We start from the raw sequence: 19,433 nt of genomic DNA, 5'->3' as shown, positions 1-19,433 counted from the left end.
AGGAGGACAACGGTGTCCCGAACACTCCGCACGTCGGCCGCGACCGCCGCGCTGCTGCTCCTCGCCGCCTGCACGCCCGCTCCGGCGCCCGCTCCGCCGCCGGCGGCGTCGCCGTTCAACGCCACCGACACCGCGTGGATCCAGCTGATGATCCCGATGAACGAGCAGCTGCTGCCCGCGCTCGCCCTCGCACCGCCCGAGCTGGCGCCGTTCGCGGCGGAGCTGGAGGTGTCGCACGAGCGGGAGTTGGCTCAGCTCAAGCGGTTGCGCGCGCGTGCCGGGCTGTCGGACGAGAACCCGCACGCCGGCCACGAGATGCCCGGCCTGGTGTCGGAGGCCGACCTGGCGGGCCTGCGCCTCGACCCGACGGGCCTGCCCGCGACGCTGCGCGAGCACTTGGCCCAGTCGGCGCTGCTCGCGCGCGGCGAGCAGGACAGCGGCGCGGACCAGGAGACCCGCGACCTGGCGGCGTCGATCGTGACGGCCCGGGCGGCGCAGTCGGCACGACTTGGCTAGACCGTTGGGCAACACCGGAGAAGCGCGGCGCCGGCCGGCCGGGCCGACTCGGGCGTAGCTTCGACATCATGAGTGCTGCGGAACGCGGACGGGTGCGGCTGGAGACCGGGACCAAGCGGGTTCGGGCCTACCTCGCGGGCGAACTGGTCGTGGACACCACACGGCCGACGTTGGTGTGGGAGAAGCCGTACTACCCCACGTACTACTTCCCGGCGGAGGACGTCCGGGCGAACCTGGTGCCGACCGGCGAGGTGAAGCGATCACCCAGTCGGGGCAACGGCGAGCTGTTCGACGTGAAGACCGGCTCCGGCACGGCGGCGGGCGCGGGGCTGCGCTACCCGGACTCGCCGCTGGAGGCGTTGCGCGACCTGGTCCGGCTCGACTGGGACGCGATGGACGAGTGGTTCGAGGAGGACGAGCCGGTCTACGTCCACCCGCGCGACCCGTACACCAGGGTCGACGCGCTGCCCAGCAGCAGGCACATCCGGGTGGAGGTCGGCGGCGTCGAGGTCGCGAACTCGCACCGCCCGGTGATCCTGTTCGAGACCGGGCTGCCCGCCCGCTACTACCTGCCGATGACCGACGTCCGGCTGGACCTCCTGCGGGCGACCGACCTGCGCACGAGCTGCCCGTACAAGGGCACCGCCGAGTACTGGTCGGTCGTGCTCGGCGACGAGACGCACGAGAACGTCGTCTGGGGCTACCGCAACCCGCTGCCGGAGAGCAGGCAGGTCGCGGGTCTGGTCGCGTTCTACAACGAGAAGGTCGACACTTACGTCGACGGCGTCCTGGAGGAGAAGCCCCGCACCCACGTCGGCTGACCGGCCGGCAAGATCCTCGGGGCGCCGCCCGGACGGCGGATGGTAGTGCCTGATCAAGACGGGAACGCTAGCGCCCATGGACGTCTTCCCCTCCACCCCGAGGGCACACCGGAACCCCGTGGTCGTCGCTCGGAAGATGGCTCTGCTCAAAGCGCCCCACCTGGCGAAGTTGACGGAGTTCGCCCAGCGCATCGCCACCGAGCGCAAGGCCGACGTGCCGCTGTTCGACCCGGCCAGCGGCGGCGTCGACGCCAAGGTCCTGCTGTTGCTCGAGTCGCCCGGGCCCGCGTCGTCGGGCTCGGGCATCAACTCGCCGGACAACGACGACCCGACCGCGGCCAACGTGTTCGCCGCGATGGCCGAGGCGGGCCTGTCCCGGCGGGTGAGCCTGAGCTGGAACGTGGTGCCCTGGTACCTGGCCAACCGGGAGCCGTCGCCCGCCGACCTGCGCGCGGCCGTGCCCTACCTGGTCGAGCTGCTGCGGATGCTGACCTCGCTCAAGGCGGTCGTGGTGCTGGGCAGGCCCGCGGGCACGGGCTGGACGCTGTCCGGCCGCGGCCACAAGCTGAAGGTGTTCAACGCGCCCCACCCGTCGCCGCTGTCGATCAACCGCGACCGGGCGGGCCGGTGGCCCCAGCTCGTGGACGCCTGCCGGGAGGCCGCCAAGGCGGCCGAGTGAGCGTTCGGAATCGGTACACCGGAGCTCGCGACCGGGCCGTGTCGATTCCGGAGAGGTCCGCTTCGTCGTACGGGTAGAAGCACCCGACGCACGGAGGGAGACCGTCATGGACGCCACGATCACCGCCATCAGCGGGAGGGACCGGGCGGTGCTCCGCGCCGTCGCGGCGGGCCGGTGCGAGTACGCCGCGGGCACGTTGCTGGTCGACGGCCTCTGCTGCTGCGACCAGTTCGTCGGCCCGCGGTTGGCGCGGGCGGGCCTGATCGCGGCGCAGGCCGGCCCCGCGAGGCTGACCGACGACGGCCGGGCGCTGCTGGCCGCCGCGTGATCCGCCCCGCGCCGCGCGACCGCGTGCCCTCAGCCCGGACCGACCGCCCGCCCGATCCGGTCGTGCAGCTCGCGCAGGTGCCGGACCAGCTCGGGCGGCTCGTGCACCTCGAACTCGCACCCCAGCTGCAGCAGGTGGAACGCCAGGTACTCGACCGTGTCGGTGAAGTTCCGGAGCACGCACGTCCGCTCGTCGACGGCCTCGACGTCCACGCCGGGGAACCTGGCCCGCACGTCACGGGCGGGCAGGCGGACCGTCGCCACCGCCGTGTAGGTCGGCGCCCGGCTGAGCATGTGCTCGGCCAGGTAGGCCGCCGGGTCGTCGGCGGGCAGCGCCCGCGGCGCGAACCTCGCCCCGGTGGGTGACAACGCGGTCATCCGGTCGACCCGGAAGAACCGCCAGTCGTCGCGCTCCGGGTCGAACGCCACCAGGTACCACCGCCGCCCGGACGGCACCAGGTGCAGCGGCTCGACGTGCCGCCTGCTCTCCGCGCCGTCCGCCGCCGAGTACCGGAACCGCAGCCGTTCCCGGTTCGCGATGGCGGACGCCAGCACGGTCAGGTGCTCGGGGTCCACCGTCACCCCGTCGGCGCCCAGCACCACCGGCAACGTCGCCGCGCCCAACGCCCCGACCCGCCGTCGCAGCCGGGCCGGCAGCACCTGCTCCAGCTTCGCCATGGCCCGCACGGACGCCTCCTCGATGCCCGCCACGGTCTGCCGCGCCGCCGTCCGCAACCCGACCGCGATCGCCACGGCCTCCTCGTCGTCCAGCAGCAACGGCGGCATGGCCGTGCCCGCGACCAGCCGGTAGCCGCCCTCCGCGCCCATCGACGCCTCGACCGGGTAACCCAGCTCGCGCAGCCGGTCGACGTCGCGGCGGATCGTGCGCGGGCTGACCTCCAGCCGCCGCGCCAACTCGCTGCCCGGCCACTCGCGCGGCGTCTGGAGCAGCGACAACAGGGTCAGCAGCCGGCCCGCGGTGTCGGTCACGCCGTCAGGATGCCCGATCTGTAGGACGGTTGTTGACCTACTTGCCGAACACGTCCATCAGCTCCGCCGGCGCGACCTCTTCGAGCTGGGCGTACGTGCACGACTCGGGCGTGCGGTCCGGCCGGAAGCGGACCAGCCTGCTCGTGTGCCGGAACCGGCGTGACTGGAGGTGCTCGTAGCGCACCTCGGCGACCAGCTCCGGCCGCACCGGCTCCCAGGTCAGCGTCTTCGTCGGGTTCCACCGGCTCTGCGCGCCCGGCGTGGCGGCGTCGATCGCGGCCCACTCCGCCCACGGGTGGTCGGCGAGCGCGTTCTCCCGGTACGGCGCCAGCTCCGCCAGCAGCTCACGGCGGCGCTCGGCGGTGAAGCTGCTGGCCACGCCGACGTGGTGCAGCGCTCCCGCGTCGTCGAACAGCCCGAGCAGCAGCGAGCCGACGCCGACGCCGTCCTTGTGCGGCCGGAACCCGGCCACCACGCAGTCGGCCGTCCGCTCGTGCTTGACCTTCCACATCACCCGCTTGTCCTGCTCGTACGGCAGGTCGGTCCGCTTGGCCACCACGCCGTCGAACCCCGCGCCCTCGAACCGGGTGAACCAGTCCTCGGCCACGTCCGGGTCGTCCGTCGCCGGCGTCAGGTACAGCCCCGGCACGTCCCGCAGCACCTCTTCGAGCAGCCGCCGCCGTTCACCGAACGGCGTCCCGGTCAGGTCCCGGTCGTCCAGCGCGAGCAGGTCGAACGCGACGAACCCGGCCGGCGTGTCGACGGCCAGCTTGCGCACCCGTGACGCGGCCGGGTGCAGCCGCAGTTGGAGCAGGTCGAAGCTCAACCCCTCGGGCGTGACGATGACGATCTCGCCGTCCACCACGCACCGCGGCGGCAACCCGGCCGCCAGCACCTCGACCACCTCGGGGAAGTACCTGGTCAACGGCCGGTCGTTGCGCGACCCGAGTTCCAGCTCGGCGCCGTCGCGGAACACGACGCACCGGAACCCGTCCCACTTCGGCTCGTAAACGAGCCCCGGCGCGCGCGGCACCGAGTGCACGGCCTTGGCGAGCATCGGTCGCACGGGCGGCATCACGGGGAGGTCCACGCGCCGAGCGTAAATCGAACGAGTGGGATTCACCGTGGAACCGAATCGAGGGCGGAACCTGTCCGCATTGGTTCATAGGGTGGTGCCAGAACGCCGAAACGGAAGGCAGAACACCACCATGAGCACCACCGCGACCCTCTCGACCGAGCTCTCCGACCTGCTGTCGACGCTGGCCAAGCACCGCGACTTCCTCCGCTTCACGGTCCGCGGGATGAGCGACGACCAGGCGCGGCAGGCGCCCACGGCCAGCGCGCTCTCCCTGGGCGGCCTCATCAAGCACGTCCGCTCCACGGAAGAGGGCTGGATGCGCTTCGCGGTCGGCGGCGCGGAGGCGATGGAGAGCGTGCCGTCGGACTGGGAGAACGGCTTCCGCATGCTGGCGGACGAGACGCTGGAAGGGCTGCTCGCGGACTACGAGGAGACGGCGGCGAAGACCGAACGGCTCCTCCACGACCTGGACCTCGACACCGCGCACCCGCTGCCGGTCGCGCCGTGGTTCGAGCAGGGCGCCTCGTGGACCGTCCGCCGCGTGGTGCTGCACCTGATCGCCGAGACGTCGCAGCACGCCGGCCACGCGGACATCATCCGCGAGACCCTGGACGGCCAGAAGACGATGGGCTGACACCCCGGAGGACACCATGACGCCCGACGACCCGACCACGGCGACGCCCGTCCGGCCGCCCGTGGTCGACCCGGCCACCTGGCAGGCCGCCCGCGACGAGCTGCTGGTCCGCGAGAAGGCACACACGCACGAGGGCGACGCCATCGCGGCGGCCCGCCGCCGGCTGCCGATGGTCGAGTTCGACGGGGCGGTCGAGGTCGTCGGACCCGACGGCCCGGTCCCGTTCCTCGACCTGTTCCAGGGCCGTGACGAACTCGTCGTCTACCAGCACATGTGGTACGACGGCGCGCCGCACCAGGGGCAGTGCGAGGGCTGCACCACCACGGCCTGGCACCTGAAGGACGCCGTCTACCTCAACGCCCGCGGCGTCTCGTTCGCCGTCCTGACCACGGGCCGTTGGGCCGAGGTGGCGTCGTACGTCGAGTTCATGGGCTACACCCAGCCCTGGTACTCGGTGCGGGACGTGGCCGCGCCGGTCGGCGGCGACATGGGCTACCTCACGTGCTTCCTGCGCGACGGCGACCGCACGTTCCTCACCTACCGCACGACGGGTCGCGGTAACGAGCGGGTCAACGCGTCGCTGGGCCTGCTGGAGATGACGCCCTACGGCCGCGGCGAGACGTGGGAGGACAAGCCCGAGGGGTGGCCCGAAGGGCAGCACGCGTGCTGGTCCTGGCGTGCGGACGCGGACGGCCACGCCACCTGGGGCCCGACCAGCCGCCCCGTGCCGCAGTGGACCCGTCCCGGCGCCACCCCGGTGGAGACCCTGGGCCGGGACTAGAGCCGGCAGAGCCGCCGGATCAGGTCGGCGTGCGAGGGGTAGCGCGGCGCGAGGGTGTCGGCCTCGCCGAAGGTGACCACGTCGTCGGTGTAGGGCGGCACCACGACCGTGCCGACCAACGACCACTCGCCGTCCGGCTCACTGGCCTGCCACACCCCCGCCGGCACGACCACCTGCGGTCGCTGTCCCGCGGCGAGGTCCGGGCCCAGCACGGGCGTGGTCACCGTGCCGTCCGGGTGCAGCAACAGCATCCGCAACGGCGCGCCGAGGTGGTGGGCGTAGATCTCCACGTGGTCCAGCTTGTGCACGCCGGAGAACTCGCCCTCGCGCAGCAGGTAGTAGATCGCGGACACCTCGGGCGACCGCCACGACTGCCCGAACCACCCGCCCTCCACCGGCAACTCGGCCAGGCCCAGCGCCGCGATGACGTCCTCGGCGTTCATGTCAGCTCCGCTTCCACCGTTCCGTGCACCACGACCATGCCCTTGCCCAGCCGCTTCGCCGTGTACATCGCCGCGTCCGCCGTGCCGAGCAGGTCGTCGGCGGTGAGCGACGGGTCGAACGCCTCGCGGTGCGAGATCCCGATCGACGCGCGGATCACGTGCGAGCCGTTCTCGGTGCGGTGCGGCTCGTCCAGCGCGCCGAGCACCCGCCGCCCGATCTCCTCCGGCGGCTGCGGGTAGCCGTCGACCAGCACGCCGAACTCGTCACCGCCCAGCCGGGCCACCACGTCCTGCGGCCGCACGCACGCCTGCAACCTCGCCGCCACGATCCGCAGCACCGCGTCGCCCTCGGCGTGGCCGAAGTTGTCGTTGACGTCCTTGAACCCGTCCACGTCGATGAACAGCACCACCACCGGCGACGTCCCGGCCAGCGCCGCGTCCAGCCGTTCCCGGAACAGCGCCCGGTTCGGCACCCCGGTCAGCGGGTCGTGGTACGCCTGGTGCCGCAGCCGTTCCCGGCTGTCCCGCAGCTGCTCCAGCAGCTTCACGTTGTCGATCAGGGTCAGCAGCTGCCGGGCGATCACCAGCAGCACCACGCCCAGCCCGACGTAGATCTCCAGCGGGTTGAGCCGCACGCCGGTCGCCGTGCCCACCACGATGAACAGGCCCGTGACCAGCATCGGCAGGTACGGCACCAGCAGGTGCAGCAGCTCGCCCGCGCGCAGCCGGGCCGCGCCGACCCGTTCCCGCGCGGCGTTGCTCGGCGCGATCGAGCTGAGGAAGAACAACGCCGGGCACACCATGAACCCGATGTCGGCGGCCGTGGGGATGGCGGTGGCGCCCTTGCTCACCAGGTACGCGAACACCCAGCCCGACGCCGACTGCGCGAGGCCCGCCAGCGCGATGAACAGCACCGGCAGCTGCCGCACCGACCGGTGCGTCCACGACGACACCAGCAGCACGACCAGCGTCACCAGGTAGGCGGCCGGGTGCGCGACGACGGTCGCGAATCCGGGACCGGAGGTGGCCCACGCGCGGACCATCGACTCCAGCAGCGACACCCACGTGAGCACGAACAGCGAGCCGACCACGATCAGCCCGTCCAGCGCGACCACGAGCTTGCTGCGGTGGCCGGGCAGCTTGCCCGACCCGCCGTGCGCCAGCACCAGGATCGCGCACAGCGTCAGCCCGGGCACGAGCATGAACCCGATCGGCGCCAGCGTCGACGAGGGCAGCGACACCCCGAGGAACACCTGGCCCCAGATCCACACGGCCAGCCCGACGGCCAGGCTCGCCATCGCCGCGACCATCCACAGCCGCCAGCGCCGCGCCACACCCTGCCGGGCCCGCGCGGCCCGCCAGTACGACACCATCGCGGCGACCGCGGCGAGCAACTGGGTGAACTTGTCGATCGCGACGGACGTCGGCCGGTCCAGCACCCCGGAGACGACGAGGCAGACGACGCAGACGACCAGAGCGCAGACGGCGACGGAGACGACGCCGAACCGCCTCAGGGTCATGGCACCCCGCTCATGCCGCCTCTGGAGCCGATCAGATGACCGAGCCACTGTATTGACCTCGTGACGCTGTGTCGATCCGGGGGTACCTGTTCGTCACCGTGCGCGTGTCAGCGGGCCGTCCGCGGTGATCACCCTCTAAGGTTTCGAACTGGTGTTCGTCGGCTGTCGAGAGGACCAGCGTGCGCGTGTTCGGAGTCGACCCCGGCTTGACCCGGTGCGGGTTCGGGGTGGTCGACGGCGGTCCCGGCCGGACGGTGCGGCCGGTCGCCGTGGACGTCGTGCGCACGCCCGCGGACGAGGACTTGGCGTTGCGGCTGCTCCAGCTCTCCGACGCGGTCGAGCAGTGGCTGGACCGCTACGAGCCGCAGGTGGTGGCCATCGAGCGGGTGTTCAGCCAGCACAACGTGCGCACGGCGATGGGCACGGCGCAGGCGGGCGGTGTGGTGGCGCTGTCCGCGGCCCGCCGCGGCCTGCCGGTCGTGTTCCACACGCCGAGCGAGGTCAAGGCCGCCGTCACCGGGTCGGGGCGGGCGGACAAGGCCCAGGTCACCGCCATGGTCACCAAGCTGCTCGGGCTGAAGACCGCCCCGAAGCCCGCCGACGCCGCCGACGCGCTCGCGCTGGCCATCTGCCACCTGTGGCGCGCGCCCATGCGGTCGCGCCTGGAGGAGGCGCAGGCGAGGGCGGCTGAGATCGCCCGGACGCACCGCGCGAGACTGGCGCAGGCGGGTGCGAAGGCATCGGCCACGCCGACGGCCACCCGGCCGGCGGCACGGGCCAAGGCCGCGTCCGCCAAGGCCACGACGGCCGACGCCGCACCGGCCAAGGCCACGACGATCGACAAGCGGGAAGCAGGTAAGGGTCAGTGATCTCGTCACTGCGCGGGCAGGTGCTGTCCATCGGGCTCGACCACGTCGTCGTCGAGGTCGGCGGCGTCGGCTACGCCGTGCAGGCCACCCCCGCCACGCTGGCCACGCTGCGCCGCGGCGAGGAGACCCAGCTGGCCACGGCGCTGGTGGTGCGCGAGGACTCGCTGACCCTCTTCGGGTTCGCCGACGCCGACGCCCGCGAGCTGTTCGGCCTGCTCCAGACCGTCTCCGGGATCGGGCCGCGGCTGGCGTTGGCGACGCTGGCCGTGCTGGAGCCGGACAAGCTGCGCGCCGCCCTCGCCGAGGGCAACATCACCGTGCTCACCCAGGTGCCCGGCATCGGCCGCAAGGGCGCCGAACGGCTGATCATCGAGCTGCGCGACAAGGTCGGCCAACTCGCGCCCGCGCCGAGCGCCACCGGCGACACCGGCCAGGTCCGCGCGCAGGTCGCCGAAGCGCTGCTCGGCCTCGGCTTCCCGGCCAAGCAGGCCGAGCAGGCCGTCGACGCCGTGCTGGCCGCCGACGGCGCGCTCGGCACCTCCGAAGTTCTCCGCCGCTCCCTGGCCGCCCTGGGCCGCAAGCGATGAACCACGACGAAGACGACACCCTCAACCCGCTGCCCGACCCGACCGAGCGGGACCTCGAGACCACCCTCCGGCCGAAGGACCTGCACGAGTTCGTCGGCCAGCCGAAGGTCCGCGAACAGCTCGAACTGGTCCTGCAGGGCGCGCTGCAACGCGGCTCGCCCCCCGACCACGTGCTGCTGTCCGGCCCGCCCGGCCTGGGCAAGACCAGCCTCGCCATGATCATCGCCGCCGAGCTGGGCGCGTCGCTGCGCATCACCTCCGGCCCCGCCCTCGAACGCGCGGGCGACCTGGCCGCGATGCTGTCGAACCTGGTCGAGGGCGACGTGCTGTTCATCGACGAGATCCACCGGATGGCCCGGCCCGCCGAAGAGATGCTGTACCTGGCGATGGAGGACTTCCGGGTCGACGTGGTCGTCGGCAAGGGACCCGGCGCGACCAGCATCCCGCTCGACATCGCCCCGTTCACGCTGGTCGGCGCCACCACCCGCTCCGGCGCGCTGACCGGCCCGCTGCGCGACCGGTTCGGCTTCACCGGGCACATGGAGTTCTACAGCCCCGAGGAGCTGGAGCTGATCGTCCGCCGGTCGGCCACGATCCTCGGCGTCGACCTGCGCGAGGACGGCGGCCGGGAGATCGCGGGCCGGTCCCGCGGCACGCCCCGCATCGCGAACCGCCTGCTCCGGCGGGTTCGGGACTACGCAGAGGTGCGCGCGGACGGCGCGGTGACCCTGGAGGTCGCCCGCGACGCCCTGAAGGTCTACGACGTGGACGAACTGGGCCTGGACCGGCTGGACCGGGCGGTCCTGGACGCGTTGGTCCGCTCGTTCGGCGGCGGCCCGGTCGGCGTCTCCACGCTGGCCGTCGCGGTGGGTGAGGAGCCCACCACGGTGGAGGAGGTCTGCGAGCCGTACCTGGTCCGGGCCGGGATGTTGGCGCGCACGCCCCGTGGTCGCGTCGCCACCGCCACGGCCTGGCTGCACCTGGGGTTGCAGCCGCCGCCGCGGGCGCCGGGGGAGGCCACCCGATCCCTGTTCGACGACGCCACCGAGTGATCGGTATTACTCACCTGGCACAATCGGCAGCGGCACCCCAGAAATTCGGACGTACCGGGCGCTGATCGCGCTCGCCCCGTCCGGTTGATCGGAGAATGATGGACCTGTCCTCCTTGATGTTCCCGCTGCTGCTCGTGCTGCTCGCGGTGCCGCTGTTCCTCAGCGCCCGCAAGCAGAAGCGGGCCGTCGCCGAACAGCAGGCGCTGCTGAACTCCCTGGAGCCGGGTGACCGGGTCATGACCACCTCCGGGCTGTACGCGACGGTGGCCGGCGTGAACGACGACGACAACACGATCGAGCTCGAGATCGCCGACGGCGTCATCACCACTTGGCTCCGCCAGGCCATCCGCGAGAAGGTTGTCGTGGACACCGAGACCGACGCGGTCGTGGACGACGTCGAAGATGTCGAGGACGTCGTGGACGAGACCGCCGACGCCGAACGCGCACAGCAGGAGAGCAAGAAGTAACCAGAAGTAACCAGCGGACCCCTCGCCTGGAGCCGGCAACTGTCAACGTGCCGACTCCAGGCAGTGACGCGCAGCTCACACCATCAGGGGTACGCTGCGGCCTCGCTGACCTTGTCAACTATCAGGAGACGGACGGACCGTGGCACCTCCGGCCGGGCAAATCCGCCCCGCGAAGTACCTGGGCGCATTTGTCCTCATCGTGGTCGCGCTGTACTCCCTGGTGTTCTTCACCGGGAACGGCAAGGCGACCCCCAAGCTCGGCATCGACCTCCAGGGTGGCACCCGTGTCACGTTGACCGCCCGGGCTCCTGATGGGAAGACGCCGTCGGAGGAGTCGCTCAACCAGGCGCGCACCCTCATCGAGACGCGCGTCAACGGTCTGGGCGTGGCCGGTCCCGAGGTCATCCGCGACGGCACCAACCTGGTGATCACGGTCCCCGGCTCCGACAGCGAGGGAGCCAAGCGCCTCGGCCAGACGGCGAAGCTCAACTTCCGCAAGGTCATCGGTTCGCCGGTGCCCAACGCGCCGGAGCCGGAGCAGCCGACCGAGAGCAGCGCGCCGCCGACGACGTCGGGCTCGGCCGCGCCGCCCGCGGGCGACGGCAAGGAGCCGACCGAGACCGCGGCGTCCGTCGCGCCGACGACGACCGCGCAGGGCCGTCCGGCGCCGGCGTTCGAGGGCCAGCCGGAGTCGACCACGACGCCCGCGACGCCGCCCGCGGACCCGAACGCGCCCGCCGGTGAGCAGCCGCCCGCCGAGTCGCAGGTCGACTGCCGCGCGGTGTTCCAGGGCCAGTACTCCGAGGACCCGACCAAGGCCATCGAGGAGTCCCGCACCTGCCGGCAGGACCCGCAGCTGACCACGCTGGACGCGCAGACCGTGTCCCAGGCGCTCGGCGCGTTCACCTGCCCGGCGGTCGACCCGCTGATCGGCAACGACGACCCGGCGCTGCCGCTGCTGACCTGTGACCAGGACCGCACCGAGAAGTACGTGCTGGCCCCGGTCACCCCGCCGACCGACGGCAGCGTGAAGGACGACGACTTCAGCCTCTACTCGCGGCTGAGCGGCGAGGACATCGACAACGCGGTGTCCGGCACCGACCCGCAGGGCGCGGGCTTCGTCGTCGACCTCACCTTCAAGGGCGAGGGCGGCGAGAAGTGGGGCAAGTTCACCTCGGCGAACGTCTCGCAGCAGGTCGCCGTCGTGCTCGACACCCAGGTCGTGTCCGCGCCGAACATCAACGAGCCCATCCTCGGCGGTTCGACGCAGATCAGCGGCAAGTTCAGCCAGAGCGAGGCGACCCACCTCGCCAACGTGCTCAAGTACGGCTCGCTGCCGCTGTCGTTCGAGGCCTCCGAGGCCGAGACGGTGTCCGCGACGCTGGGCCTGGCCTCGCTGGAAGCCGGTCTGATCGCCGGCGGCATCGGCCTGCTGCTGGTGTTCGTGTACTGCCTGTTCTACTACCGCCTGCTCGGCCTGCTGACGATCCTGTCGCTCGCCCTCTCCGGTGTGATCGTCTACTCGGTGCTGGTGCTGCTCGGCCGCTGGATCGGGTTCACCCTCGACCTCGCGGGCATCGCCGGTTTCATCGTGTCGATCGGTATCACCGCGGACTCGTTCGTGGTGTTCTTCGAACGGCTCAAGGACGAGATGCGCGAAGGCCGGTCGTTCCGGTCCGCGGTGCCGCGCGCCTGGGTCCGCTCCCGTCGCACCATCCTGTCCGCGGACATGGTCAGCTTCCTCGCCGCGGCCATCCTGTACGTGCTCGCCGTCGGCCAGGTGAAGGGCTTCGCGTTCACCCTCGGCATGTCGACCGTGCTCGACCTGGTCGTGGTCTTCCTGGTGACGCACCCGCTGGTCAGCATCATCTCCAAGTCGAAGCGCCTGTCCAACCCGAAGCTCTCGGGTCTGGGCGGCGCAGCTCAGGCCGCGGTCGACGACCGCGCGCCGCTGGGTGCGAAGAGCACCGCTGTGAAGGAGGTCTGACGTGGCCGAGACGAAGAAGCGCAACGTTTTCCAGCGGCTCTACGTCGGCAACGGCGCGTTCGACATCGTCGGCAAGCGCAAGCGCTGGTACGTGGTGTTCGGCGTCATCCTGCTGATCTGCATCCTGTCGATCGTGTTCAAGGGCTTCAACCGGGGTATCGACTTCACCGGTGGCACGCGCGTCCAGATGCCCGCGGTCAGCTCCTCGGGCCCGATCAGCATCGAGGCGGCCAAGGAGTCGTTCGAGAAGGCGCTCGGCAAGGAGCCCGCCGCCACGCAGACCGTGGGCACCGGCGACTCGGCGACCATCCAGATCCGGTCGGAGACGCTGAACGCCGACCAGGTCCTGAAGCTCAAGACCACGCTCAACGAGGACCTGAAGCCCAACGGCGGCACGGACGCCATCAGCGACAGCGCGGTGTCCGCCTCGTGGGGTGGTGAGATCACCAGCCAGGCGTTGATCGCGCTCCTCGTGTTCTTCGTCGCGGTGATGATCTTCCTGGCGTTGTACTTCGAGCTGTCGATGGCGATCGCCGCGCTCGTCGCGGTGCTGCACGACGTCGTGATCACGGCGGGCGTGTACTCGATCGTCGGCTTCGAGGTCTCGCCGGCGACGGTGATCGGTCTGCTGACCATCCTCGGTTTCTCGCTGTACGACACGGTGGTGGTGTTCGACAAGGTCCGGGAGAACACCCGCGGCCTGCTCGGCCTCACCCGCCGCACCTACGGCGAGGCCGCGAACCTGGCGGTCAACCAGACCCTGATGCGCTCGATCAACACCTCGTTGATCGCGGTGCTGCCGGTGCTGGGCCTGCTGGCGATCGGCGTCGGCCTGCTCGGCGTCGGCACGCTGAAGGACCTGGCGCTGGTGCAGCTCACCGGCATCGTCATCGGCGCGCTGTCGTCGATCTACATCGCGACCCCGATCGCGGTGGACCTGAAGATGCGCGACGCCCGGTACAAGGCGCAGGCCGCCCGGGTCCAGGCACGGCGCGACAACCTGGCCCGCAAGGCCGCCGCCGGTGAGGCGACCACCGAGGTCGCCGGCGGTGGCGACATCGTGGAGTCGACCGACGACGAGTCGTTGCAGGCCGAGTTGCGCAAGGAGAAGGCCATGGCGGCCGCGGCGGGCGTGCCCGCGCGGACCGGCAAGGCAGGCGACGCGCGGCGCCGCCCGACGGGCAAGAAGCACCGTTGAAGCTCGACCGCGCCCTAGGGCTGCTGCGTGAGGTCCCGGACTTCCCCCTGCCGGGGGTCGTCTTCCGGGACCTCACGCCGGTTCTCGCCGACCCGGACGCGTTGCGCGCCGTGGTCGACGCCCTGCAGGACAAGATCCACCCCGACACCCAGGTAGTGGCCGCGATCGAGTCGCGGGGCTTCCTGCTGGGCGCCGCGCTGGGTTACGGCTGGCACTACGGCGTCGTGCCGCTGCGCAAGCCGGGCAAGCTGCCCGCGGTGGCGCACCGGGTGTCGTACGACTTGGAGTACGGGACGGCCACGCTGGAGTTGCCGGCGGAGGCCGTCGTGCCCGGTCAGCACGTGGTCGTGGTCGACGACGTGCTGGCGACCGGTGGCACGGCCGCGGCGGCGTGCGAGCTGGTCGAGCGGGCCGGTGGTGTGGTGACGGGGGTGTCGGTGGTGCTGGAGATCCCCGGGTTGGGCGGCCGTGAGCGGCTGGCGGGCCGAGAGGTCAACGCCCTGTTGAGTGTGTGATCGGTTGAGTGCGATCGGTTGAGTGTGGTCGCCGTTCCTACCAGGCGATGACCCCGAAGTCGCCGATCACGAGCTGGTCCGGCGGTGGCGGCTCGGCGGAGGAGTGCACGGCGGTCTGGAGCGCTTCGGTTTCGAGGACGAGCGCGTCGGCGCCGGCGGTGGTGAAGTCGTCGGCTGCCCGCTTGAACCAGAGCAGGGCTGATTCGCGGTCTCCTTGGGCCAGGCGGGCGCGGCCGAGGAGCACGCGGCACTCGCCGCGTTCCGTGCTCAGGTCAGGGTCCGTGTCGGGGTCGTACTCGGTGTAGAGCTCGTCGGCCCGGGTGAACTTGGCGATCGCGTTGTCCAAGTCGCCGGTGAGGAGCGCGTGCGCGCCCAGTTCGCGGACGGCCCACGCGACGCCGATGTTGTTCTCGCAGGTGAAGTGCATTTCGACCAGCTGGACGAGGCAGCCGGTGATGGCGTCCGTCATGCCGCGGGCGCGGTAGATGCTCGCCAGCAGGTCGAGGGCGAAGACGTGCCTGCCGAGTCGGTCCGCGGTCGCCTGGTCGAGGCAGAGGTCGCGGCGGAGTTCGACCGCACGTGCCGCCATGGTGGTGGCGGCCAGGAACAGACCCATCCGGGCGTAGACCTGCGCGGCGACTTCCAGCGGGACGGCGGCGGACTCGGCGAGCGGGTGTCGGGTGGCGAGGTCGAGGGTGGCCCGGTGCACCTCCAGCGTGGCCGCCAGGCCGTAGGTGTGGGGGATCTCCAGCCACTGGCAGCGGAGGCGCTCTGCCGTTTGGTCTACGTTCTCCGTCATGCGTGCCAGCCTATAGTTTGCGGCTGGCAAACCTCCGGTAAGCAACCGAGTGAACTCTGCGTGCAGGTCGATTACGCAGGGTGGTTAAGGTGATCGTCATGGCGGTAGGAACCACACGTGCCAAGCGCAGGCTCGGCCGACACGTCAAACCGATCGTGGAACGGGCCGGACTCAAGCCCGCCGAGGTCGCGGACCTGGTCAAGACGTCGAAGGACACGGTCAACCGGCTGCTGTCCGGCGACCACCTGCCGCGCTACCCGACGTTCCTGGCGATCATGATGGTCCTCAAGGCGACCGACGAGGAGTTGGGGGAGGGGACGGCGCTCTGGGAACGCGCGAACGTGGACGCGGTGGTGGTCGAGCACGCGTCCGCGCTGTCGTCGGGGTACCTGAGGTTCAGGATGGACGAGGGTGAGGCGACTGCGGAACGCTCGCTCGATCCGACGATGGTGCCGGGAATCCTTCAGCTCGGGAACTATGCCGAGGAGTTGGGGCGGTGCGCCCCCGCGTTGACGGCGGGCAAGGGCTGGACCGCGCAGGCGGCGGCCGAGCGGCGTGATCGGCAGGGGCTGCTCTCCCGGTCGTTCGACCCGCTCCGTTTGCACGCGCTGATCGACGAGGCGGCGCTGTACCGCGTGGTCGGCGGCCGTGAGCTGATGGCCGAGCAGTTGACGCACCTGCTCGCGGTCACCGAGCAGGACAACGTCACCGTCCAGGTCGTCCCCTTCGAGATCGGTGCTTACGGCCCTCAGTTCGGCGCGTTGACCCTGCTCGACTACCCCGAGCCCGACGAGCCGCTCTCGGTCTACGTGGAGGGCCACGGCGGGATCAAGGTCGTGGAGAATGAACGGATGGTGGGCAAGCTGGTCGCGGCCTGGGAGGACGTGGCCCGGCTGGCGCTCGATCCCGAGCAGTCCGCGAAGCGCATCCGAGAAGTGAGGGACACGAGGTATGCCTGACCAGCGAGGACAGTGGCGCAAGTCGACTTACAGCTCCACCCAGCCGGACTGCGTCGAGCTGTCGGTAACTTCCGAGGCCACGGCCGTCCGGGACAGCAAGCTGCCCGCTGCGGGGGAGCTGCGCTTCCCCCGGGAGAGGTTCCAAGCCTTCCTGGCGGCCCTCAAGAGCGAGTAGCGCCGACTGGTCGCGCCGATTCACAGGTGCTGCTCATCGTGTGAACTGCACCGCTCATCGGCTCGTCGCCGGGGTCAGGCCTCCATCGGAGTTATCCTCGGTTCCTAGACCCGAGGAGCGTGGTTGAGCCAGGACACCGAACCCGCGCAGACGTCGCAGCCCGTGCCCGCACGGCCGCCGTCGGCGACGAGGCGCGTGCGCGCGCGGCTGGCACGTCGGATCACCGCCCAGCGCGCCGCGCCGGTGAAACAGGTGCTCGAACCGCTGGCGGCCGTCCACCGCGACCTGCACCCCAAGGCCGACCTGGCGCTGCTCCAGCACGCGTACGACGTGGCGGAGGAGAAGCACCGCCCGCAGCGGCGCAAGTCCGGCGACCCCTACATCACGCACCCGCTCGCCGTCGCGACGATCCTGGCCGAGTTGGGCATGGACACCACCACGCTGGTGGCCGCCCTCCTGCACGACACGGTGGAGGACACCGACTACTCGCTGGACCAGCTGCGCGTCGACTTCGGCACCGAGGTCTCACTCCTCGTGGACGGCGTCACCAAGCTCGACAAGGTCAAGCTCGGCGCGGCGGCCGAGGCGGAGACCATCCGCAAGATGGTCATCGCCATGGCCAAGGACCCCCGGGTGCTGGTCATCAAGCTCGCCGACCGGCTGCACAACATGCGCACCATGCGGTTCCTCCCGCCGGAGAAGCAGGCCCGCAAGGCGAGGGAGACGCTGGAAGTGCTGGCGCCGCTGGCGCACCGGCTGGGCATGGCGACGGTGAAGTGGGAGCTGGAGGACCTGGCGTTCGCGATCCTCCAGCCCAAGAAGTACGACGAGATCGTGCGCCTGGTGGCCAACCGCGCGCCGTCCCGCGACACGTACCTCGGCGGGGTGATCACGGAGCTGTCCCAGCAGTTGGAGGGCGCCCGGATCACGGCCAAGGTCGAGGGCAGGCCCAAGCACTACTACTCGATCCACCAGAAGATGATCGTGCGCGGTCGGGACTTCGACGACATCCACGACCTGGTGGGCGTGCGCATCCAGGTGGACGAGGTCCGCGACTGCTACGCGGCGATGGGCGTCGTGCACGCGCTGTGGCAGCCGATGCCCGGCCGGTTCAAGGACTACATCGCGCAGCCCCGGTTCGGGGTGTACCAGTCGCTGCACACGACCGTCATCGGGCCGGACGGCAAGCCGCTGGAAGTGCAGATCCGGACCTACGACATGCACCGGACCGCCGAGTACGGCATCGCCGCGCACTGGCGGTACAAGGAGACGCGCGGCACGCACACCGGCAAGGGCGTCGAAGTCGACGAGATGGCCTGGATGCGCCAGCTGCTCGACTGGCAGCGCGAGGCCGCCGACCCCGGCGAGTTCCTGGAGTCGCTCCGGTTCGACCTGGCCGCGCGGGAGATCTTCGTCTTCACGCCGAAGGGTGACGTGGTGACGTTGCCGACCGGGTCCACCCCGGTCGACTTCGCCTACGCCGTGCACACCGAGGTGGGTCACCGGTGCATCGGGGCGCGGGTGAACGGGCGGTTGGTGGCGCTCGAGCGCAAGCTCGAGAACGGCGAAGTGATCGAGATCTTCACCTCGAAGGCCGAGGGCGCGGGCCCGTCACGCGACTGGCTGTCGTTCGCCGCCTCGCCGCGCGCCAAGGCGAAGATCAAGCAGTGGTTCGCGAAGGAGCGCAAGGAAGAGGCCATCGAGGTCGGCAAGGACGCCATCGCGAAGGAGGTCCGACGCGTCGGACTCCCGTTGCAGCGGCTCGTCTCGGCCGACTCGATGGGCGCGCTGTCGAAGGAGCTGCACTACCCCGACGTGTCGGCGCTGTACGCGGCCGTGGGGGAGGGGCACACCTCTGCCCGGCACGTGGTCCAGAGGCTGGTCGCGCAGCTCGGCGGCGTTGAGCACGCCGAGGACGAGCTGGCGGAGCGGTCCACGCCGTCCACCGTGGCGCGGCGGCGGGTCACCGGTGACGCCGGTGTCATCGTCAAGGACGCGGCCGACGTGTGGGTCAAGCTGGCGCGCTGCTGCACGCCCGTGCCCGGTGACGACATCCTCGGCTTCGTGACGCGCGGCGGCGGGGTGTCGGTGCACCGGACGGACTGCACCAACGCCGACGAGCTGCTGAAGACGCCCGAGCGGCTGCTGGACGTCGAGTGGGCCCCGTCGTCGTCCTCGGTGTTCCTGGTGGCGATCCAGGTCGAGGCGTTGGACCGGCACCGGCTGCTGTCGGACGTGACGAAGGTGCTGGCCGACGAGAAGGTCAACATCCTGTCGGCGTCGGTGACGACGTCGCGGGACCGGGTGGCGGTGTCGCGGTTCTCGTTCGAGATGGGCGACCCGAAGCACCTCGGTCACGTGCTGAAGGCCGTGCGGAGTGTGGAGGGCGTGTACGACGTGTACCGGGTGACGTCGGCGTCGTGATCGGGTGACGTCGTGATCGGCTAACGTCGCCGGCCCGTGGGCCGATGTCGATGCGATGTCGATGGCGGGCAGCGCGCCGCCGTCGTGCTGCTCGGACTGGGGGTTCGATGGGTGCCGGGGCCGGGACGTCGATGAAGCTCGACCAAGTGGCGCTGCTGGCCGCCGCACTCGCCGCCGTGCTGAGCACCTCGTCCGCCGAGGGCGCGTGGGAGCCCTTCGAGTGCGTCGTCGGTGGCGTCCTGCTGCTGATCGTGTTCGCCTTCCACGACTTTGCCGTCGCTCGGCAGAACCGGCGTGCGAGGGCAGCCGTCGCGGGCGTTTTGGCGCTTCTGTGGTGTCTTGCCCTTGCCTGGCCGGTCCAGGAGTTCGTGGCGCGCGACGAGTCGCACGTGCCGGGACTGTTGACCGGGCTCTGGGTCGTGCTGTTTGGGGCGCACGTGGCTTACCTGAGTCGGCAGGTCGGCAGCCGGCGTGGTGACCGGAACGTGAAAGATCGGAAAGATCAAAAGAGTCCTCGCCGGACGGGCAGATCAGCAGGATGACCCCAACTGCCCGGTTATGTGTCCGGGTCCGTTGTTGGTCGGGTTTCGTGTCATCCCACCGACCTCCCTC

21 protein-coding genes and 1 pseudogene are annotated in these 19,433 nt (G+C 71.0%); 17 read left to right on the top strand and 5 right to left on the bottom strand.

The window, feature by feature from the left end; all coding sequences use genetic code 11:
* The first annotated feature begins 12 nt into the window (after window positions 1–12).
* The 4 genes from ADK67_RS17550 (at window position 13) to ADK67_RS17535 (ending at window position 2,344) form a co-directional block, all read left to right on the top strand.
* Window positions 13–516 (top strand): hypothetical protein, encoded by a 504-nt coding sequence (locus tag ADK67_RS17550; RefSeq protein ID WP_053717493.1) that lies wholly within the window; start codon window positions 13–15, stop codon window positions 514–516.
* Window positions 517–584: 68 nt separating this feature from the next.
* Entirely contained in the window at window positions 585–1,337 is a 753-nt protein-coding gene (locus ADK67_RS17545) for a DUF427 domain-containing protein (protein ID WP_053717492.1), read from the top strand.
* 76 nt (window positions 1,338–1,413) lie between these two features.
* Window positions 1,414–2,016: a uracil-DNA glycosylase gene (locus ADK67_RS17540; RefSeq protein WP_082403543.1), complete on the top strand. Its 603-nt coding sequence runs from the start codon at window positions 1,414–1,416 to the stop codon at window positions 2,014–2,016.
* Window positions 2,017–2,122: 106 nt separating this feature from the next.
* Complete coding sequence (locus tag ADK67_RS17535) at window positions 2,123–2,344, top strand: hypothetical protein (RefSeq protein ID WP_053717490.1); 222 nt, start codon at window positions 2,123–2,125, stop codon at window positions 2,342–2,344.
* Between the two features lie 29 nt (window positions 2,345–2,373).
* Here the strand turns inward: ADK67_RS17535 and ADK67_RS17530 are convergent, their stop codons facing one another.
* Both ADK67_RS17530 and ADK67_RS17525 read right to left on the bottom strand, forming a co-directional pair.
* On the bottom strand, window positions 2,374–3,333 hold the full coding sequence (locus ADK67_RS17530; RefSeq protein WP_053717489.1) for a helix-turn-helix transcriptional regulator: 960 nt from the start codon (window positions 3,331–3,333) through the stop codon (window positions 2,374–2,376).
* Between the two features lie 37 nt (window positions 3,334–3,370).
* Entirely contained in the window at window positions 3,371–4,423 is a 1,053-nt protein-coding gene (locus ADK67_RS17525; RefSeq protein WP_197289494.1) for an ATP-dependent DNA ligase, read from the bottom strand.
* Window positions 4,424–4,541: 118 nt separating this feature from the next.
* Between ADK67_RS17525 and ADK67_RS17520 the strand changes: the two genes are divergently transcribed.
* Together ADK67_RS17520 and ADK67_RS17515 are read left to right on the top strand one after the other, a co-directional pair.
* Window positions 4,542–5,045, top strand: a complete 504-nt coding sequence (locus ADK67_RS17520; protein WP_053717488.1) for a DinB family protein — start codon at window positions 4,542–4,544, stop codon at window positions 5,043–5,045.
* 16 nt (window positions 5,046–5,061) lie between these two features.
* Window positions 5,062–5,826 carry a DUF899 family protein gene (locus ADK67_RS17515; RefSeq protein ID WP_053717487.1) on the top strand — a complete coding sequence of 255 codons (765 nt, stop codon included), beginning with the start codon at window positions 5,062–5,064 and terminating at the stop codon, window positions 5,824–5,826.
* Here ADK67_RS17515 and ADK67_RS17510 read toward each other — a convergent pair.
* Window positions 5,823–6,269 (bottom strand): cupin domain-containing protein, encoded by a 447-nt coding sequence (locus tag ADK67_RS17510; protein WP_053717486.1) that lies wholly within the window; start codon window positions 6,267–6,269, stop codon window positions 5,823–5,825. The genes ADK67_RS17515 and ADK67_RS17510 overlap by 4 nt on opposite strands.
* A complete protein-coding gene (locus ADK67_RS17505) occupies window positions 6,266–7,789 on the bottom strand; it encodes a GGDEF domain-containing protein (RefSeq protein WP_053717485.1) in 1,524 nt (507 codons plus the stop codon). The genes ADK67_RS17510 and ADK67_RS17505 overlap by 4 nt, the downstream gene beginning before the upstream one ends.
* Window positions 7,790–7,968: 179 nt before the next feature.
* Here ADK67_RS17505 and ruvC point away from each other — a divergent pair.
* The 7 genes and pseudogenes from ruvC to ADK67_RS17470 all read left to right on the top strand — a co-directional run.
* Window positions 7,969–8,547, top strand: a pseudogene (gene ruvC, locus ADK67_RS17500) (crossover junction endodeoxyribonuclease RuvC); the annotation flags it as partial.
* Between the two features lie 107 nt (window positions 8,548–8,654).
* Window positions 8,655–9,245, top strand: a complete 591-nt coding sequence (ruvA, locus tag ADK67_RS17495; RefSeq protein WP_053717484.1) for a Holliday junction branch migration protein RuvA — start codon at window positions 8,655–8,657, stop codon at window positions 9,243–9,245.
* Entirely contained in the window at window positions 9,242–10,297 is a 1,056-nt protein-coding gene (ruvB, locus tag ADK67_RS17490) for a Holliday junction branch migration DNA helicase RuvB (protein WP_053717483.1), read from the top strand. Before ruvA ends, ruvB begins: the two co-directional genes overlap by 4 nt.
* A 98-nt stretch (window positions 10,298–10,395) precedes the next feature.
* Window positions 10,396–10,764 (top strand): preprotein translocase subunit YajC, encoded by a 369-nt coding sequence (gene yajC / locus ADK67_RS17485; protein WP_053717548.1) that lies wholly within the window; start codon window positions 10,396–10,398, stop codon window positions 10,762–10,764.
* A gap of 139 nt (window positions 10,765–10,903) precedes the next feature.
* Entirely contained in the window at window positions 10,904–12,751 is a 1,848-nt protein-coding gene (gene secD, locus ADK67_RS17480) for a protein translocase subunit SecD (protein WP_053717482.1), read from the top strand.
* Between the two features lies 1 nt (window position 12,752).
* Window positions 12,753–13,949 carry a protein translocase subunit SecF gene (gene secF / locus ADK67_RS17475; RefSeq protein WP_053717481.1) on the top strand — a complete coding sequence of 399 codons (1,197 nt, stop codon included), beginning with the start codon at window positions 12,753–12,755 and terminating at the stop codon, window positions 13,947–13,949.
* Window positions 13,946–14,464, top strand: coding sequence for an adenine phosphoribosyltransferase (locus tag ADK67_RS17470; RefSeq protein WP_053717480.1), 519 nt, complete (start codon window positions 13,946–13,948; stop codon window positions 14,462–14,464). Before secF ends, ADK67_RS17470 begins: the two co-directional genes overlap by 4 nt.
* Window positions 14,465–14,501: 37 nt before the next feature.
* Here the strand turns inward: ADK67_RS17470 and ADK67_RS17465 are convergent, their stop codons facing one another.
* Window positions 14,502–15,263, bottom strand: a complete 762-nt coding sequence (locus ADK67_RS17465) for a tetratricopeptide repeat protein (RefSeq protein WP_053717479.1) — start codon at window positions 15,261–15,263, stop codon at window positions 14,502–14,504.
* A 98-nt stretch (window positions 15,264–15,361) separates the two neighbouring features.
* On the opposite strand from ADK67_RS17465, the gene ADK67_RS17460 reads away from it, so the two are divergent.
* The 4 genes from ADK67_RS17460 (at window position 15,362) to ADK67_RS17445 (ending at window position 19,363) form a co-directional block, all read left to right on the top strand.
* On the top strand, window positions 15,362–16,222 hold the full coding sequence (locus ADK67_RS17460) for a helix-turn-helix domain-containing protein (protein ID WP_157620505.1): 861 nt from the start codon (window positions 15,362–15,364) through the stop codon (window positions 16,220–16,222).
* Window positions 16,215–16,397, top strand: a complete 183-nt coding sequence (locus ADK67_RS17455; RefSeq protein ID WP_053717477.1) for a DUF397 domain-containing protein — start codon at window positions 16,215–16,217, stop codon at window positions 16,395–16,397. Before ADK67_RS17460 ends, ADK67_RS17455 begins: the two co-directional genes overlap by 8 nt.
* A 123-nt stretch (window positions 16,398–16,520) precedes the next feature.
* Window positions 16,521–18,821 (top strand): RelA/SpoT family protein, encoded by a 2,301-nt coding sequence (locus tag ADK67_RS17450; protein WP_053717476.1) that lies wholly within the window; start codon window positions 16,521–16,523, stop codon window positions 18,819–18,821.
* A 131-nt stretch (window positions 18,822–18,952) separates the two neighbouring features.
* Window positions 18,953–19,363, top strand: coding sequence for a hypothetical protein (locus ADK67_RS17445; RefSeq protein ID WP_157620502.1), 411 nt, complete (start codon window positions 18,953–18,955; stop codon window positions 19,361–19,363).
* The last annotated feature ends 70 nt before the right edge of the window (window positions 19,364–19,433 follow it).

The organism is Saccharothrix sp. NRRL B-16348 (assembly GCF_001280085.1).
Classification (GTDB): domain Bacteria; phylum Actinomycetota; class Actinomycetes; order Mycobacteriales; family Pseudonocardiaceae; genus Actinosynnema.
This window is presented reverse-complemented; position numbering and strand designations above follow the sequence as displayed.